Origin of the sequence: Streptomyces sp. NPDC059917 (assembly GCF_042730635.1) — a bacterium.
In the GTDB taxonomy this organism is placed as follows: Bacteria; Actinomycetota; Actinomycetes; order Streptomycetales; family Streptomycetaceae; genus Streptomyces.
Genome location: NZ_JBHWLC010000091.1, coordinates 1 through 16,471, shown reverse-complemented (window position 1 = coordinate 16,471; position 16,471 = coordinate 1). Strand labels below are relative to the sequence as shown.

At 68.9% G+C, this 16,471-nt stretch carries 12 protein-coding genes; 8 read left to right on the top strand and 4 right to left on the bottom strand.

Annotated features, from left to right (window positions below; genetic code table 11):
- Nucleotides 1-190: 190 nt before the first annotated feature.
- Nucleotides 191-958, bottom strand: a complete 768-nt coding sequence (locus ACFWAR_RS33910; protein ID WP_385785742.1) for an IclR family transcriptional regulator — start codon at nt 956-958, stop codon at nt 191-193.
- A 251-nt stretch (nt 959-1,209) separates the two neighbouring features.
- Between ACFWAR_RS33910 and metH the strand changes: the two genes are divergently transcribed.
- From metH to ACFWAR_RS33890, 4 genes are all read left to right on the top strand, one after another.
- Nucleotides 1,210-4,725, top strand: coding sequence for a methionine synthase (metH, locus tag ACFWAR_RS33905; protein ID WP_385785739.1), 3,516 nt, complete (start codon nt 1,210-1,212; stop codon nt 4,723-4,725).
- Between the two features lie 113 nt (nt 4,726-4,838).
- Nucleotides 4,839-5,540, top strand: a complete 702-nt coding sequence (locus tag ACFWAR_RS33900) for an HAD family hydrolase (protein WP_385785736.1) — start codon at nt 4,839-4,841, stop codon at nt 5,538-5,540.
- Between the two features lie 480 nt (nt 5,541-6,020).
- Nucleotides 6,021-7,625: an ABC transporter substrate-binding protein gene (locus tag ACFWAR_RS33895; protein ID WP_385785734.1), complete on the top strand. Its 1,605-nt coding sequence runs from the start codon at nt 6,021-6,023 to the stop codon at nt 7,623-7,625.
- Between the two features lie 79 nt (nt 7,626-7,704).
- A complete protein-coding gene (locus ACFWAR_RS33890; RefSeq protein WP_385785732.1) occupies nt 7,705-9,282 on the top strand; it encodes an ABC transporter substrate-binding protein in 1,578 nt (525 codons plus the stop codon).
- Nucleotides 9,283-9,319: 37 nt separating this feature from the next.
- Here the strand turns inward: ACFWAR_RS33890 and ACFWAR_RS33885 are convergent, their stop codons facing one another.
- A complete protein-coding gene (locus tag ACFWAR_RS33885) occupies nt 9,320-9,991 on the bottom strand; it encodes a response regulator (RefSeq protein ID WP_385785730.1) in 672 nt (223 codons plus the stop codon).
- 74 nt (nt 9,992-10,065) lie between these two features.
- Nucleotides 10,066-10,965 (bottom strand): RecB family exonuclease, encoded by a 900-nt coding sequence (locus ACFWAR_RS33880; RefSeq protein WP_385785727.1) that lies wholly within the window; start codon nt 10,963-10,965, stop codon nt 10,066-10,068.
- Between the two features lie 155 nt (nt 10,966-11,120).
- Here ACFWAR_RS33880 and ACFWAR_RS33875 point away from each other — a divergent pair, with 155 nt between their 5' ends.
- The 3 genes from ACFWAR_RS33875 to ACFWAR_RS33865 all read left to right on the top strand — a co-directional run bounded on the left by ACFWAR_RS33875 (nt 11,121) and on the right by ACFWAR_RS33865 (nt 14,072).
- Complete coding sequence (locus tag ACFWAR_RS33875; RefSeq protein ID WP_385785725.1) at nt 11,121-12,323, top strand: site-2 protease family protein; 1,203 nt, start codon at nt 11,121-11,123, stop codon at nt 12,321-12,323.
- Between the two features lie 18 nt (nt 12,324-12,341).
- Nucleotides 12,342-13,262 (top strand): tRNA (adenine-N1)-methyltransferase, encoded by a 921-nt coding sequence (locus ACFWAR_RS33870; protein ID WP_385785722.1) that lies wholly within the window; start codon nt 12,342-12,344, stop codon nt 13,260-13,262.
- Nucleotides 13,263-13,472: 210 nt separating this feature from the next.
- Entirely contained in the window at nt 13,473-14,072 is a 600-nt protein-coding gene (locus ACFWAR_RS33865; protein ID WP_385785720.1) for a hypothetical protein, read from the top strand.
- A gap of 13 nt (nt 14,073-14,085) precedes the next feature.
- On the opposite strand, the gene ACFWAR_RS33860 is transcribed toward ACFWAR_RS33865, so the two are convergent.
- Nucleotides 14,086-14,406: a ferredoxin gene (locus tag ACFWAR_RS33860; protein WP_385785718.1), complete on the bottom strand. Its 321-nt coding sequence runs from the start codon at nt 14,404-14,406 to the stop codon at nt 14,086-14,088.
- 264 nt (nt 14,407-14,670) lie between these two features.
- Between ACFWAR_RS33860 and arc the strand changes: the two genes are divergently transcribed.
- Nucleotides 14,671-16,437, top strand: a complete 1,767-nt coding sequence (arc, locus tag ACFWAR_RS33855; RefSeq protein WP_354383624.1) for a proteasome ATPase — start codon at nt 14,671-14,673, stop codon at nt 16,435-16,437.
- The last annotated feature ends 34 nt before the right edge of the window (nt 16,438-16,471 follow it).

Sequence of the window (16,471 nt, the reverse complement as noted above, 5' to 3'; positions counted from 1 at the left end):
TGTTCGACAATGCCGACCGGTGAACGGCAGTTTTCCGCCCAGGTGGAGAACGCGTCAAGGGTTGGCCAGGCCAAAGTGCAGGATCGTTACCAGTAGGTACGATCGCCCAAATCCAGCCATCCCATGGTCAGGAACGGGCCGAAATGGGCATGGAACGGCCGGGGAGGGGCCCCCGGCACAGAAGGAAAGGTCAGAACCGGCCCGCGCCGAGATCGCGCGAAACCGCACGCGCGCAGTCGCGCACCGCCGCCACCAGCGCCGGACGCGGCTCCCCGGACTCGCCGCAGACCCGCTCCACGGCCCCCGAGACCGCCACCGCGCCCACGGGCATCCGGCGCCGGTCGTGGATCGGCGCGGCCACCGAGGCCAAGCCGTCCCAGGTCTCCTCGACGTCGGAGCCCCAGCCGCGCGCCCGGGTCAGGTCCAGCACCTCTTCGAAGCCGGTCGGATCCGTGACCGTACGGGGCGTGAAAGCCTCCCGCTCGGCCTCCGCGGCCTGGCTGTGCGCCACCGGGTCGTACGCCGACAGCACCTTGCCCAGGGCCGTGGAGTGCAGCGGCTGCATGGCCCCCACCTCCAGCACCTGGCGGCTGTCGTCGGGGCGGAAGACGTGGTGCATGATCAGCACCCCGCTCTTGTGGAGCACCCCCACGTACACGCTCTCGCCGCTCGCCCGGGCCAGATCGTCCGTCCAGACCAGCGCGCGGGCGCGCAGCTCGTGCACGTCCAGATAGCTGTTGCCCAGGCGCAGCAGCTCCGCCCCCAGCTGGTAGCGGCCCGACACCGGGTCCTGCTCCACGAAGCCCTCGGCCTGGAGGGTGCGCAGGATGCCGTGGGCGGTGCCCTTGGCCAGCCCCAGCGAGGAGGCCACGTCCGACAGGCCGTAGCGGCGCTCGCCCCCCGCCAGGAGTCGCAGCATCGCAGCGGCTCGCTCGAGCGACTGGATGTTCCGTGCCATCGGGCTGCCTCCTGCTGACGTGGTTCGACAATGCTGAACAGTATCGGTCGATGCCGACTCCGCGCATGGTGGGGAAAATGTTCGAGCCACGGCGAACCGGCCAGACCCGGTGGACCCCCGCGCACAGAATGCAGTCCGCCACGTGGGACACCCTCACCGGGGCCGCTTCCGCGCGGTTACCCTGACCGCGTGCACCCTTGACACAGAGGGGGTGCAAAGCCGACAGCCGTCGCATCCCAGGGAGCTCAACCATGGCCTCGTTGCCGAACCCGCCCGCCGCCGACACACAGACCCGTGCCGACGCCCTCCGGCAGGCCCTGGCCACCCGCGTGGTGGTCGCCGACGGAGCCATGGGGACGATGCTCCAGGCCCAGGACCCGACGATGGAGGACTTCCAGCAGCTCGAAGGCTGCAACGAGGTCCTGAACGTGACGCGCCCCGACATCGTGCGCACGGTCCACGAGGCCTACTTCTCCGTCGGCGTCGACTGCGTCGAGACCAACACCTTCGGCACGAACCTCTCCGCCCTGGTGGAGTACGACATCCCGGAGCGCAACTTCGAGCTGTCCCAGGCGGGTGCGCGGATCGCGCGCGAGGTGGCGGACGAGTTCACCGCCTCGACCGGCCAGCAGCGCTGGGTCCTGGGCTCCATGGGCCCCGGCACCAAGCTCCCGACCCTGAACCACATCCGCTACGACGCGATCCGGGACGCCTACCAGATCAACGCGGAGGGTCTGCTGAGCGGTGGCGCGGACGCGCTGCTGGTGGAGACGACGCAGGACCTGCTCCAGACGAAGTCCTCGATCATCGGTGCGCGGCGGGCGATGGAGGCGCTGGGCGTCTCGGTCCCGCTGATCTGTTCGGTGACGGTGGAGACGACCGGGACGATGCTGCTGGGCTCGGAGATCGGCGCGGCGCTGACCTCGTTGGAGCCGCTGGGCATCGACATGATCGGGTTGAACTGCGCGACGGGCCCGGCGGAGATGAGCGAGCACCTGCGCTACCTCGCCCGCAACGCGCGCATCCCCATCTCCTGCATGCCCAACGCCGGTCTGCCCGTCCTGACCAAGGACGGCGCCCACTACCCGCTCTCCGCGAGCGAGCTGGCCGACGCCCAGGAGACCTTCGTCCGCGAGTACGGGCTCTCCCTGGTCGGCGGCTGCTGCGGCACCACGCCCGAGCACCTGCGCCAGGTCGTGGAGCGGGTCCGCGGGCTGGCCCCGGTGGCCCGTGAGCCCCGCCCCGAGCCGGGCGCCTCCTCGCTGTACCAGACGGTTCCGTTCCGGCAGGACCTGGCGTTCATGGCGATCGGTGAGCGGACGAACGCGAACGGGTCGAAGAAGTTCCGGGACGCGATGCTGGAGGCGCGTTGGGACGACTGCGTGGAGATGGTCCGGGACCAGATCCGCGAGGGCGCGCACATGTTGGACCTGTGCGTGGACTACGTGGGTCGTGACGGTGTCGCGGACATGGACGAGCTCGCGGGCCGGTTCGCGACGGCGTCGACGCTGCCGATCGTGTTGGACTCGACCGAGGTCGCGGTGATCAAGGCGGGGCTGGAGCGTCTGGGTGGGCGCGCGGTGATCAACTCGGTGAACTACGAGGATGGTGACGGGCCCGAGTCGCGGTTCGCGCAGGTGACGCGGTTGGCGCAGGAGCACGGTGCCGCGTTGATCGCGTTGACGATCGATGAGAAGGGTCAGGCGCGGACGGTCGAGGACAAGGTGGCGATCGCGCAGCGGTTGATCGTCGACCTGACGGAGAACTGGGGGATTCTCGAGTCGGACATCCTGATCGACACGCTGACGTTCACGATCTGCACGGGTCAGGAGGAGTCGCGCGGGGACGGTATCGCGACGATCGAGGCGATCCGTGAGCTCAAGCGTCGCCATCCGGATGTGCAGACCACGTTGGGGCTGTCGAACATCTCCTTCGGTCTCAATCCGGCCGCGCGCGTCCTGTTGAACTCGGTGTTCCTGGACGAGTGCGTGAAGGCGGGGTTGGATTCGGCGATCGTGCACGCGAGCAAGATCCTGCCGATCGCGCGGTTCGACGAGGAGCAGGTCACCACGGCGCTGGACCTGATCTACGACCGGCGTGCGGAGGGGTATGACCCGCTGCAGAAGTTGATGGCCCTGTTCGAGGGTGTGAACACGAAGTCGTTGAAGGCGGGGCGCGCGGAGGAGCTTCTCGCGTTGCCGTTGGACGAGCGGTTGCAGCGGCGGATCATCGACGGGGAGAAGAACGGTCTGGAGGCGGACCTGGACGAGGCGTTGGTGGCCCGTCCGGCGTTGGAGATCGTCAACGACACCCTGTTGGAGGGGATGAAGGTCGTTGGTGAGTTGTTCGGGTCGGGTCAGATGCAGCTGCCGTTCGTGTTGCAGTCGGCGGAGGTGATGAAGACGGCGGTGGCCTATCTGGAGCCGCACATGGAGAAGACGGACGCGGAGGGCAAGGGCACGATCGTGCTGGCCACGGTCCGCGGTGATGTCCATGACATCGGGAAGAACCTCGTCGACATCATCCTCTCCAACAACGGCTACAACGTGGTCAACATCGGGATCAAGCAGCCGGTGTCGGCGATCCTGGAAGCCGCCGTGGAGCACCGGGCGGACGTGATCGGGATGTCGGGCCTCCTGGTCAAGTCCACGGTGATCATGAAGGAGAACCTCCAGGAACTGAACCAGCGCAAGCTCGCCGCCGACTACCCCGTCATCCTCGGCGGCGCCGCCCTCACCCGCGCCTACGTCGAACAGGACCTCCACGAAATCTACGAAGGCGAAGTCCGCTACGCCCGCGACGCCTTCGAAGGCCTGCGCCTCATGGACGCCCTGATCGCCGTGAAGCGCGGCGTCCCGGGCGCCACCCTGCCCGAGCTGAAGCAGCGCCGCGTCGCCAAGCGCGACACCCCGGTCGTCGTGGAGGAGGAGGCGGACGCCGGTCCGGCCCGCTCCGACGTCTCCATCACCAACCCGGTGCCGACGCCTCCGTTCTGGGGGACCCGGGTGGTCAAGGGGATCCCGCTCAAGGACTACGCGTCCTGGTTGGACGAGGGCGCGCTGTTCAAGGGCCAGTGGGGGCTCAAGCAGGCCCGCGCCGGCGGAGCGACCTACGAGGAACTGGTCGAGAGCGAGGGCCGCCCCCGGCTGCGCGGACTCCTGGACAAGCTCCACACCGAGAACCTGCTGGAAGCGGCCGTGGTCTACGGCTACTTCCCCTGCGTGTCCAAGGGCGACGACCTGATCATCCTGGACGAGGCGGGCAACGAGCGGACCCGCTTCACCTTCCCCCGCCAGCGCCGCGGGCGCCGCCTGTGCCTCGCCGACTTCTTCCGCCCCGAGGAATCCGGGGAGACCGACGTCATCGGCCTCCAGGTCGTCACCGTCGGCTCCAAGATCGGCGAGGCCACCGCCAAGATGTTCGCCGCCGACGCCTACCGCGACTACCTCGAACTCCACGGCCTGTCCGTCCAGCTCGCCGAGGCCATGGCCGAGTACTGGCACGCCCGGGTCCGCTCCGAACTCGGCTACGCCGGGGAGGACCCGGACCGGGTCGAGGACATGTTCGACCTCAAGTACCGCGGAGCCCGCTTCTCCCTCGGCTACGGCGCCTGCCCCGACCTGGAGGACCGCGCCAAGATCGCCGACCTCCTCCAGCCCGAACGGATCGGCGTCCACCTCTCCGAGGAGTTCCAGCTCCACCCCGAACAGTCCACCGACGCCATCGTCATCCACCACCCCGAAGCCAAGTACTTCAACGCACGCTGACGCGGACCGACGTACACTTGTCGGTCCCATACAGGCCGGTCGCCTGTTCCCCCCGGGCATGCCCGCGGGGAAGAGGTGACCGGCCTTCTCGTCCCTACAGAGAGGTGTGCCGGATGACCAGCACCGTTCCCGCGCCCGTAACCCGTACGGCCGACGGACACGCCCTGCAGGCGGTGCTGCTCGACATGGACGGCACCCTCGTCGACACCGAGGGGTTCTGGTGGGACGTCGAGGTCGACATCTTCGGCGAACTCGGCCACCGACTTGACGAATCCTGGCGTGACGTCGTCGTCGGCGGACCCATGAGCCGCAGCGCCGCCTTCCTGATCGAATCCACCGGCGCGGCCATCGGCGTCGCCGAGCTCTCCGTCCTCCTCAACGAACGCTTCGAGGCCCGCATCGCCGACGCGGTGCCCCTGATGCCGGGCGCCGAGCGGCTGCTGTCCGAGCTGGCCCGGCACAACGTCCCCACCGCCCTCGTCTCCGCCTCGCACCGCCGGGTCATCGACCGCGTCCTGCGCTCGCTGGGCCCCGAGCGCTTCGCGATCAGCATCGCCGGCGACGAGGTACCGCGCACCAAGCCCCACCCCGACCCGTACCTGATCGCCGCCCGCGCCCTCGGCGCGCACCCCTCGCGCTGCGCCGTGGTCGAGGACACCGCGACCGGGGTCGCCTCCGCCGAGGCCGCCGGCTGCCGGGTGGTCGCCGTACCGTCCGTGGGCCTGATCCCGCCCGCCCCGGGCCGTACCGTCGTCCGCTCGCTGGAGGACGTGGACCTCCCCTTCCTGCGGTCCCTCATCACTCCGATGAACTGATCGCGCACTCAGGGTTCCGAACAGAATGATGGTGGGACCGAGGTCCCACCGCAGACCGTCCGGTACGGAGCCCCGGAGGCCGAAATTCCATCCTTGCCGGGGCAGTTGCCCGGGTGACCTTTGTCACCGGAGCGGCTGCCCCCGGCCATGCCCAGAGCACCCATCGGCTTCCTTTGTGTCCCGATTGATCAGCTCCTGACCGAATCCGCGCGGACTTCGGTGTGAGCAGGCGTACTCCTCCCATCACGGTGCGAATACACCCCCGCCGCGACCCGTTCAAGCCACCCCTTCCGGGCCCACTAATGTCGTCGCGGGACCTGCCGCCGCACCGCAGCCGCCCCGCGCACACACCCTTGTGCCGGGGTCGCGCGGACCGATCGTCACACCACCGGCCCGATCGTTCCGCCCTGAACGGGCGACGCCGCGCAGTGCCCTTTTCACCGCTGTGAACAAGTGCCGGGTTGAGGGAGTTTTTCGAGGATGAACCGCAAGACCATGGTGCTGACGGCCGCGGCCGGCCTGCTCACCCCCGCGCTGACCGCCTGCGGCAGCACCAGCGGAACCGGAGCGGGCACAGGAGCGATCGTCGTCGGCACCACCGACCGGTTCGAGGCCGCAGACACGGTCCCCGCCCCGTTCGACCCGGCGTACGCCTACGACGCCGGGACCTGGAACGTACTGCGCCAGACCGTCCAGACCCTGATGCACACCCCGCGCGGCGGCGGCCAGCCCGTCCCCGAAGCGGCCTCCGACTGCCGCTTCACCGACGCCGGCAACGAGAGCTACCGCTGCACCCTGCGCCCCGGGATGAAGTTCGCCAACGGCGACCCGCTCACCGCGAAGGACGTCAAGTTCTCCATCGAGCGCGTCCTCGCCATCAAGGACGAGAACGGCCCGGTCTCCCTGCTCTCCACCCTCGACACCGTCGAGACCAAGGGCGCGGACACCGTCGTCTTCCACCTGAAGACCCCGGACGCCACCTTCCCGTACAAGCTGTCGACGCCCGCCACCGGCATCGTCAACCAGAAGATGTACGACGGCAAGAAGCTCCGCGACGGCTTCGCCGTCGACGGCTCCGGCCCGTACACGATGAAGGCCGAAGTCAAGGACAACCACCTGGTCCGGGCCGTCTTCAGCAAGAACCCGAACTACAAGGGCGACATCAAGCTGCAGAACGACAAGGTCGAACTGCGCACCTTCACCGAGTCCGCCGCCATGGGCAAGGCCCTCACCGACGGCTCGATCCAGATGGTCTCGCGCACCCTGTCGCCCGCCCAGATCCAGGACTTCGCCGCCAAGCCGCCCAAGGGCGTCAAGCTCGTCCCGATGCCCGGCCTGGAAATCCGCTACATCGGCTTCAACACCGAGGCCCCGGTCGTCAAGGACAAGGCCGTCCGCCAGGCACTCGCCGCCGCGGTCGACCGCAACGCGATCATCTCCAAGGTGTACGGGAAGTCCGCGACGCCGCTCTACTCGCTGGTCCCCACCACGGTCAACGGACACGTCAACTCCTTCTTCAACAAGTACGGCGAGGCGAACACCGCCAAGGCCGCCGCACTGCTGAAGGACGCCGGGATCAAGACCCCCGTCAAGCTGACGCTGAACTACACCAACGACCACTACGGCGACGGCACCGCCGGAGAGTTCGCCGCCCTCAAGACCCAGCTGAACTCCACCCAGCTCTTCGACGTCACCGTCCAGGGCACCGACTGGGCCGACTTCCGCCCCGCGCAGAAGAAGGGCAACTTCGCCGCCTACGGCCTCGGCTGGTTCCCCGACTACTCCGACGCCGACAACTTCCTCGCCCCGTTCCTGGAGCAGGACAACTTCCTGGGCACCCCGTACGCGAACAACGCGGTGCGCTCCAAGCTCATCCCCGAATCGCGCCGCGCCGTCGACCGCAGCGTCGCCGCCCCCGCGATCGCGGAGATGCAGGACATCGTCGCCGACGACGTCCCCGTCCTGCCCCTGTGGCAGGGCAAGCAGTACGTCGCCGCGCGCGACGGCATCACCGGTGTGGAGTGGTCCGTCAACTCCATCTCGGACCTGCAGCTGTGGGAACTCGGCCGAGGTGTCAGCGGCTGAGCACCACAGCGACCGGCCCGCGGCAGGACCCGCGGGCCGGCTCCAACGAAAGCGCTCGACTGTGAAGGACGTTCGTGAGATGAGACGTAACCAGTGGCTGGTCGCCCCGGTAGGGGCGGTCACCGCCGCCGCCCTGCTCAGCGGTTGCGGAGCACAGAACGGCGCCGCCGCCGGCGACGGCAAGGGCGTGGTCATGGGCATATCGGCCGATGTGCGCTCGACGGACCCGGCGGCGGGCTACGACCCCGGCTCCTGGCTCCTCTTCAACAACGTCTTCCAGTCGCTGCTGGCCTTCCCCAAGGGCGGCACCACCCCCGAACCGGACGCCGCCCAGTCCTGCGCCTTCGAGGGCAGCGACAGCAAGCTCTACAAGTGCACCCTGCGCGCGGGCCTGAAGTTCAGCAACGGCAACAGCCTCACCGCCGAGGACGTCAAGTACTCCTTCCAGCGCACGCTGAAGATCAACGACCCGAACGGCCCCGCCGTCATGTTCGGCTCGGTCGCCCGCATCGACACCCCGGACGACAAGACCGTCGTCTTCCACCTCAAGTCGTCCGACGCGACCTTCCCCAGCAAGATCGCGTCCGGCGCGGGGTCCATCGTCGACCACCGCGAGTACCCGGCCGACAAGCTCCGCACCGACGGCAAGGCCGTCGGCTCCGGCGTCTACAAGCTGGACTCCTTCTCCAACAAGAGCGCCGCCTTCTCCGTCAACGGCTCCTACACGGGCCAGGCCAAGGCGAAGAACACCGGCGTCACCATGAAGTTCTTCCACGAGGACGAGGGCGCCCTCAAGGCCGCCCTCGAAGCGGGCGACGTCGACTTCGCCTTCCGCGGCCTCGCCGCCAAGGACATCGCGGGCATGGCCGCCAAGACCGGAGACCAGAAGGTCCTCGTCGTCCAGGGCGCCGGAGCCGAGGTCGAACACCTCGTCTTCAACATGAACGACCCGGTCGTCGGCAAGCTCCCCGTCCGCAAGGCCATCGCCTACCTCGTCGACCGCGACGCCCTCGTCAAGGACGTCTACGACGGCACCGCGACCCCGCTCTACTCCATCGTCCCCGCCGGGATCGGCTCCCACAGCACGGCCTTCTTCGACCGCTACGGCGGCAACCCCCAGCCCGACAAGGCCCGGGCCGTCCTCAAGGCCGCCGGCTACAAGGACAAGATCAAGCTCACGCTCTGGTCCACCCCGTCGCGCTACGGGCCCTCCACCGACCAGGAGTTCCAGGCGATCGCCAAGCAGCTCAACGCGAGCGGCCTGTTCGACGCCGAGGTCAAGTCCGTCGAGTTCGCGCAGTACGAGAAGGACATCCAGGCGGGCAAGTACGGCGTCTACGTCAAGGGCTGGGTCCCGGACTACCCCGACGCCGACAACTTCACGCAGCCCTTCTTCGGCCCGGACAACGTCCTCGTGAACAACTACGACAACAAGGAGATCACCGGGACCATCATCCCGGCGACCTCCGCGAAGGCCGACCGCACCGCCACCACCACCGACTTCACGCGCCTCCAGGACATCGTGGCCGAAGAGGTCCCGATCCTCCCCCTGTGGCAGAGCAAGCAGTACGCGGTCGCCCGCCCCGACATCGCCGGACTCCAGTGGTCCCTCGACGCCTCCACGGTCTTCCGCTTCTGGGAGATCAGCAAGGGCTGACCGCCCCCGCCGCCCGACCGCCCCCGCCCTCAGGGAGTCACTGCGCTCCCGGGCGGACCAGGCCGCTCTCGTACGCGTACACGGCGGCCTGGACCCGGTCGCGCAGACCCAGCTTCGTCAGCACGTGACCCACGTGCGTCTTGACCGTGGTCTCGCTCACGAACAGGTCCGCCGCGATCTCCGCGTTCGACAGGCCGCGCGACACCAGCTTCAACACCTCGACCTCGCGCTCCGTGAGCGTGCCCAGCGTGTTCGGCACGGGGGAGTCCCCCGACGGCAGGTGCCCCGCGTACTTGTCCAGCAACCGGCGCGTGATGCTCGGCGCGAGCATCGCCTCGCCCGCCGCCACCACCCGGATCGCCTGCACCAGCTCCACCGCCGGCGCGTCCTTCAACAAGAAGCCGCTCGCCCCCGCGCGCAGCGCCTCCACCACGTACTCGTCCAGGTCGAAGGTGGTCAGCACCAGCACCTTCGCCGGACCGTCCCGCCCCGGACCCGTGATCTGCCGGGTCGCCTCCACCCCGTCCATCCGCGGCATCCGGATGTCCATCAGCACCACGTCGGGCTGCAGCGCCCGCACCTGGTCGATCGCCTGCAGGCCGTCCCCGGCCTCGCCCACGACCGCGAGATCACCCTCGGCCTCCAAGATCATCCGGAAACCGGTGCGCAGCAGTGGCTGGTCGTCGACCAGCAGGACGCGGATCGCCACAGGGTCTCCCTCGTAATCGCATCAACAGTCGGACAGCACGGCAGGACCCCGCCCATTCTGCCCTGACCCACGCGTCACGATTCCTCCGACCGCTCCACCACCGGCGACGCCGGGGCCACCTCCACGCGGTGACCGGGAGAGATCACCAGCGGATACACCGGGGGAGTACCACCGAACTCCGGACACACCGCCTGGTGGTCGCACCAACCGCACAACTTCGTCGGCCGCGGCCGCCAGTCACCCGACTCCGTCGCCTCCTTGATCGCCTCCCACAGCGCCAGCAGCTTGCGCTCCATCCGCTCCAGGTCCTCGACCACCGGGTCGTACGTGATCACGTCCCCGCTGCCCAGGTACACCAACTGGAGCCGCCGCGGCACCACCCGCTTGAGCCGCCACACCACCAGCGCGTAGAACTTCATCTGGAACAGCGCGCCCTCCGCGTACTCCGGCCGCGGCGCCTTGCCCGTCTTGTAGTCGACGATCCGCACCTCGCCCGTCGGCGCGACGTCCACCCGGTCGATGATCCCCCGCAGCCGCAGCCCCGAATCCAACTCCGTCTCGACGAAGAACTCCCGCTCCACCGGCTCCAGCCGCGTCGGATCCTCCAAGGTGAACCACCGGTCCACCAACGACTCGGCCTCCTCCAGCCACCCCGCCAGACCGACGCCCCCGTCGTCCCCCGGGAACAGCTCCGTCAGCTCCGGCTTCGCCTCCACCAACCGGTCCCACTGCCCCGGGATCAAGGCCTTGGCCCGCGGCGCCGTCCGCTCCTGCGCCGGGTGGTCGAAGAGCCGCTCCAGCACCGCGTGCACCAGCGTCCCCCGGGTCGCCGCCGCACTCGGCTTCTCCGGCAGCTTGTCGATCACCCGGAACCGGTACAGCAGCGGGCACCGCATGAAATCGCTCGCCCGCGAAGGGGACAGCGAAGTGGGCCGGGCTGCTTCGGCCGGACCGGTACCGGGGCTCGTCGTCATACCAAGACCCTACGACCCGCCACCGACAGCACGGGCATACCATCGACGCCGACCCCCCTCGCACTGCATGATCGGAGCATCACACCGCGCGACCGCGCGGCCCCACCGACCCCGGCAGGACCGCACGGACGCCGCCGATCGACCGAAGGACACCCGTGGCAGACAGCGACGAAACCGGCGAGCGCACCAGTCGCCGTCCCGGACCGGGCGGCGGAATCCTCATGGGCCGACCCTTCGGCGTACCCGTCTACGTCTCGCCCAGCTGGTTCCTCGTCGCCGCCCTCATCACCTGGATCTTCGGCAACCAGCTCGAACGCGTCCTCCCCGACCTCGGCCCCACCCGCTACCTCGTCGCGCTCTTCTTCGCGATCGCCTTCTACGCCTCCGTCCTCGTCCACGAACTCGCCCACACCGTCGCCGCCCTCCGCTTCAAACTCCCCGTCCGCCGCATCCAGCTCCAGTTCTTCGGCGGCGTCTCCGAGATCGAGAAGGAATCCGAGAGCCCCGGCCGCGAGTTCGTCCTCGCCTTCGTCGGCCCCCTCCTCTCCCTCCTCCTCGCCGGCGCCTTCTACCTCGGCATGAAGGCCGTCGAGCCCTCCACCGTCCCCGGCGTCCTGCTCGCCGGACTGATGATCTCCAACCTCCTCGTCGCCGCCTTCAACCTCCTGCCCGGCCTCCCCCTCGACGGCGGCCGCATGCTCCGCGCCGTCATCTGGGCCCTCACCAAGAACCCCATGACCGGCACCGTCGCCGCCGCCTGGGTCGGCCGCGCCATCGCCGTCGCCGTCCTCTTCGGCCTCCCCCTCCTCACCGGCACCGGAGTCATCGACGGCACCCCCACCCGGGACCTCGGCGGCATGGACACCGTCATGAACGCCCTCCTCGCCGCGATCCTCGCCGGCATCATGTGGACCGGAGCCGGAAACAGCCTGCGCATGGCCCGCCTGCGCCAACACCTCCCGCAGCTGCGCGCCCGCACCCTCACCCGACGCGCCATCCCCGTCGAATCCGCCACCCCCCTCTCCGAAGCCCTGCGCCGCGCCAACGACGCCGGAGCCCGCGCCCTCGTCGTCGTCGACGGCCACGGCGACCCCACCGCCCTCGTCCGCGAGACCGCCATCGCCTCCGTCCCCGAACACCGACGCCCCTGGGTCGCCGTCAGCGGCCTCGCCCAGGACCTCACCGACGGCATGAAGGTCTCCGCGGAACTCTCCGGCGAAGACCTCCTCGACCGCCTGCGCGCCCACCCCGCCAGCGAATACCTCGTCCTCGAACCCGGCGGCGAGATCTACGGCGTCCTGTCCACCCTCGACGTCGAAAAGGCCTTCGTGAAGGCCATGGCACGGCCCCAGTCCTAGACCCAATACACTGGTCACATGTCCGAACCGACCGGTGCCGCCCGCCGACGCGGGCCCTTCAAGGTCGGGGACCAGGTTCAGCTCACCGACCCCAAGGGCCGCCACTACACGTTCACGCTCGAAGCCGGGAAGAATTTCCACACCCACAAGGGTTCCTTCCCGCACGACGAGCTGATCGGTGCTCCCGAGGGCAGTGTTGTCCGCACCACGGGGAACGTCGCGTACCTCGCGCTGCGCCCCCTGCTCCCCGACTACGTCCTGTCCATGCCCCGCGGCGCCGCCGTGGTCTACCCCAAGGACGCGGGCCAGATCCTGGCCTTCGCCGACATCTTCCCCGGCGCCCGCGTCGTCGAAGCGGGAGTGGGCTCCGGATCGCTGAGCAGCTTCCTGCTCCGCGCCATCGGCGACCACGGCATGCTCCACAGCTACGAACGACGCCCGGACTTCGCCGAGATCGCCACCGCGAACGTCGAGCGCTACTTCGGCGGCCCCCACCCCGCATGGCAGCTCACCGTCGGCGACCTCCAGGACAACCTGTCCGACACGGACGTCGACCGCGTGATCCTCGACATGCTCGCCCCCTGGGAGTGCCTGGAGGCCGTCTCCAAGGCCCTCGTCCCCGGTGGCATCCTCTGCTGCTACGTGGCCACCACCACCCAGCTCTCGCGCACCGTCGAGTCCATCCGCGAGTTCGGCTGCTACGCCGAACCGCAGCCGTGGGAATCGATGATCCGCAACTGGCACGTCGAAGGCCTCGCCGTCCGCCCGGACCACCGGATGATCGGCCACACCGGCTTCCTCGTCACCGCCCGCCGCCTCGCGGACGGCGTCGAAGCCCCGCTGCGCCGCCGCCGCCCCTCCAAGGGCGCCTACGGCGAGGACTACGACGGTCCCGGCAGCCGATCCGCCGAGCGCACCGCCGACACCGAGCGCGGCTGACCGCCGCCCCGCACAACGCAACGGCGCCGGTGTGCAGTTCCCCGCTCTCCGCGGGAACTGCACACCGGCGCCTCTTCGTTGTACCCACAGACAGCCACGGGCCCCACCCGTCCCACCGGCCACGAGAGCGGACCCGCCCGTACCGCGCCCGTGTGAGGTGTGGCACGATGCTGGCTCCCCGTCAGCGCCGCCCCACAGGAGACGCACCGCGTGCCGCACACCCCCGCCGCTCCGGACCAGGCCCACACACGCACCCGACCGGTGCACTGGACGGCCACCGCGGTGGCCCTGGGCGCCGTCGTGGCGGCCGCGGCCTTCCTCCAGCCCGACCCCGCCGAGGCCTCCGCGCCCCGAGCCGTGGCCGGCCCCGAAGCCCGGCCCGCCACGGTCGCCGCCCCCGACCCGGCCGCGGCGACCTACCCGCTCGACTGCCACGGCGTACCGCAGCGCGTCGTCGCCAGCGCACAGGGCGACCTCGACGGGGACGGCCGACCGGAAACCGTCGCCGCCGTCCGCTGCGACGCCGGCTCGGGCACCCCGCCCCACGCCGTCTACGTCCTCACGACAGCCCCCGCGGACAGCACGGCGGCCACGACCCCCCGGGTCGTCGCCACACTCCTCGAGGCCGGCGCACGCAAGACCGTCACCGACCTCGCCGTGCGTGACCACACCGTGACGGCCACCCTGCTCGGGTACTCGTCACCGGAAATACCGCGCTACGCACCCGATCTGAAGCAACAGGCCAAGTGGCGCTGGACCGGCGGAAAATTCAGCCAGGAGCTTACGGACTCGGCCGCGAAACGGGTTTGATTCCGGTACGGCGTTAATCCGCGTCCGGACCGTAGACCTCGACCCTGTCCGAAACCCGTCGCACGTGGATGCAGTCGCCCGGGCATTCCTTGGCCGAATCGACGACGTCCTGCAACAACGGCAGCGGAACCGGAGTCGTCGCCCCCGCCTCCTGGAGCAGTTCGTCCTCGCCGCTCTTCACGTACGCCAGACCATCGATGTCCAGCTCGAAGACCTCCGGCGCGTACTGGACGCAGATCCCGTCCCCGGTGCAGAGGTCCTGGTCGATCCAGACCTCCAAGAGCTCCCCGCCCTCGCCGGCACCACCCGTGTGGGCCTCCTGCTGCACGGTCATATCTCCTGCCGTTCCCTGTCCTCGGTGATCCACTCCGTTCACACGTCGCGGCAAGTCGCGCGAGCCCTGACGGGTGTTGAACAGTTCGACCTTACAACCGGCTGCTTTCCGATGTTGAAGGGTGGGTATTTCCCTGGCGTGAGGGAGTACGCAAGGGTGAAGATCGGACACACCCCTACCGTCTTTGTGATCTAGGGGTTTCAATCACCACCAGCCCAGGTAGGGTCAGGAAGCGTCCAGCTCCCCTTGGAGGAGGTGAGGACCGTGGCAGCCCACGACGATGACATCACCCGCGGCATCCGGCCGGGGCGAGGGTCCGATGACCCCGCCGGTCAGGTTGCCTATCTCGAGCAGGAAATCGCCGTCCTGCGACGCAAGCTCGCCGACTCTCCGCGACACACGAGGATTCTCGAAGAGCGGATCGTCGAGCTGCAGACAAATCTGGCCGGTGTATCCGCACAGAACGAGCGACTCGCCAATACGCTCCGCGAGGCACGCGACCAGATCGTGGCCCTCAAGGAGGAAGTCGACCGGCTCGCACAGCCGCCGGCCGGCTTCGGAGTCTTCCTGCAAGCGAACGAAGACGGCACGGTCGACATCTTCACGGGGGGCCGCAAGCTCCGCGTGAACGTCAGCCCCAGCGTCGACCCCGAGGACCTCAGGCGTGGCCAGGAGGTCATGCTCAACGAAGCCCTCAACGTGGTCGAGGCCATGGAGTTCGAACGGGCCGGGGACATCGTCACCCTCAAGGAGATCCTCGAGGACGGCGAGCGCGCCCTGGTGGTCGGGCACACCGACGAGGAAAGGGTGGTGAGGCTCGCCGAGCCGCTCCTGGACATCACCATCCGCCCCGGCGACGCCCTCCTGCTCGAACCCAGGTCCGGCTACGTCTACGAAGTGGTGCCGAAGAGCGAGGTCGAGGAGCTCGTCCTCGAAGAGGTCCCGGACATCGACTACGAGAAGATCGGCGGCCTGGGCGACCAGATCGAACTGATCCGCGACGCGGTCGAGCTCCCGTACCTCCACCCCGACCTCTTCAAGGAACACGAACTGCGCCCGCCCAAGGGCATCCTGCTCTACGGCCCGCCCGGCTGCGGAAAGACGCTGATCGCCAAGGCGGTCGCCAATTCCCTGGCCAAGAAGGTCGCCGAGGTGACCGGCCAGCCCGCGGGGAAGTCCTACTTCCTCAACATCAAGGGCCCCGAGCTCCTCAACAAGTACGTCGGCGAGACCGAGCGGCACATCCGCCTCGTCTTCCAGCGTGCCAGGGAGAAGGCGAGCGAGGGCACCCCCGTCATCGTCTTCTTCGACGAGATGGAATCCCTCTTCCGCACCCGCGGATCCGGTGTCAGCTCGGACGTGGAGAACACCATCGTCCCCCAGCTGCTCGCCGAGATCGACGGCGTGGAAGGCCTGGAGAACGTCATCGTCATCGGCGCCTCCAACCGCGAGGACATGATCGACCCGGCCATCCTGCGCCCCGGCCGTCTCGATGTGAAGATCAAGATCGAGCGTCCGGACGCCGAGGCGGCCAAGGACATCTTCGCCAAGTACCTCAAGGCCACCCTGCCCCTGCACACGGACGACCTGTCCGAACACCAGGGCTCCCCGGCCGGCACCGTCCACAGCATGATCCAGACCGTCGTCGAGCAGATGTACGCCGAGTCCGAGGAGAACCGCTTCCTCGAGGTCACGTACGCCAACGGCGACAAGGAAGTCCTCTACTTCAAGGACTTCAACTCGGGCGCGATGATCCAGAACATCGTGGACCGTGCGAAGAAGATGGCCATCAAGGCCTTCCTCGAGCACAACCAGAAGGGCCTTCGGGTCTCCCACCTCCTCCAGGCGTGCGTGGACGAGTTCAAGGAGAACGAGGACCTGCCCAACACCACGAACCCGGACGACTGGGCCCGCATCTCCGGAAAGAAGGGCGAGCGGATCGTATTCATCCGCACGCTCGTCACCGGGAAGCAGGGCGCGGACACCGGACGCTCCATCGACACGGTGGCCAACACCGGTCAGTACCTCTGACGGAGCGGGGCGGCTGCGGGTGCCCCCACCGGGG

Bases quoted from the DNA above. Each gene is read 5' to 3' on its own strand.
- ACFWAR_RS33870 (WP_385785722.1), top strand. From the start codon at position 12,342: ATGTCCGAACCGACCGGTGCCGCCCGCCGACGCGGGCCCTTCAAGGTC.
- ACFWAR_RS33860 (WP_385785718.1), bottom strand. From the start codon at position 14,406: ATGACCGTGCAGCAGGAGGCCCACACGGGTGGTGCCGGCGAGGGCGGG.
- ACFWAR_RS33900 (WP_385785736.1), top strand. From the start codon at position 4,839: ATGACCAGCACCGTTCCCGCGCCCGTAACCCGTACGGCCGACGGACAC.
- metH (WP_385785739.1), top strand. From the start codon at position 1,210: ATGGCCTCGTTGCCGAACCCGCCCGCCGCCGACACACAGACCCGTGCC.
- ACFWAR_RS33880 (WP_385785727.1), bottom strand. From the start codon at position 10,965: ATGACGACGAGCCCCGGTACCGGTCCGGCCGAAGCAGCCCGGCCCACT.
- ACFWAR_RS33910 (WP_385785742.1), bottom strand. From the start codon at position 958: ATGGCACGGAACATCCAGTCGCTCGAGCGAGCCGCTGCGATGCTGCGA.
- ACFWAR_RS33890 (WP_385785732.1), top strand. From the start codon at position 7,705: ATGAGACGTAACCAGTGGCTGGTCGCCCCGGTAGGGGCGGTCACCGCC.
- ACFWAR_RS33895 (WP_385785734.1), top strand. From the start codon at position 6,021: ATGAACCGCAAGACCATGGTGCTGACGGCCGCGGCCGGCCTGCTCACC.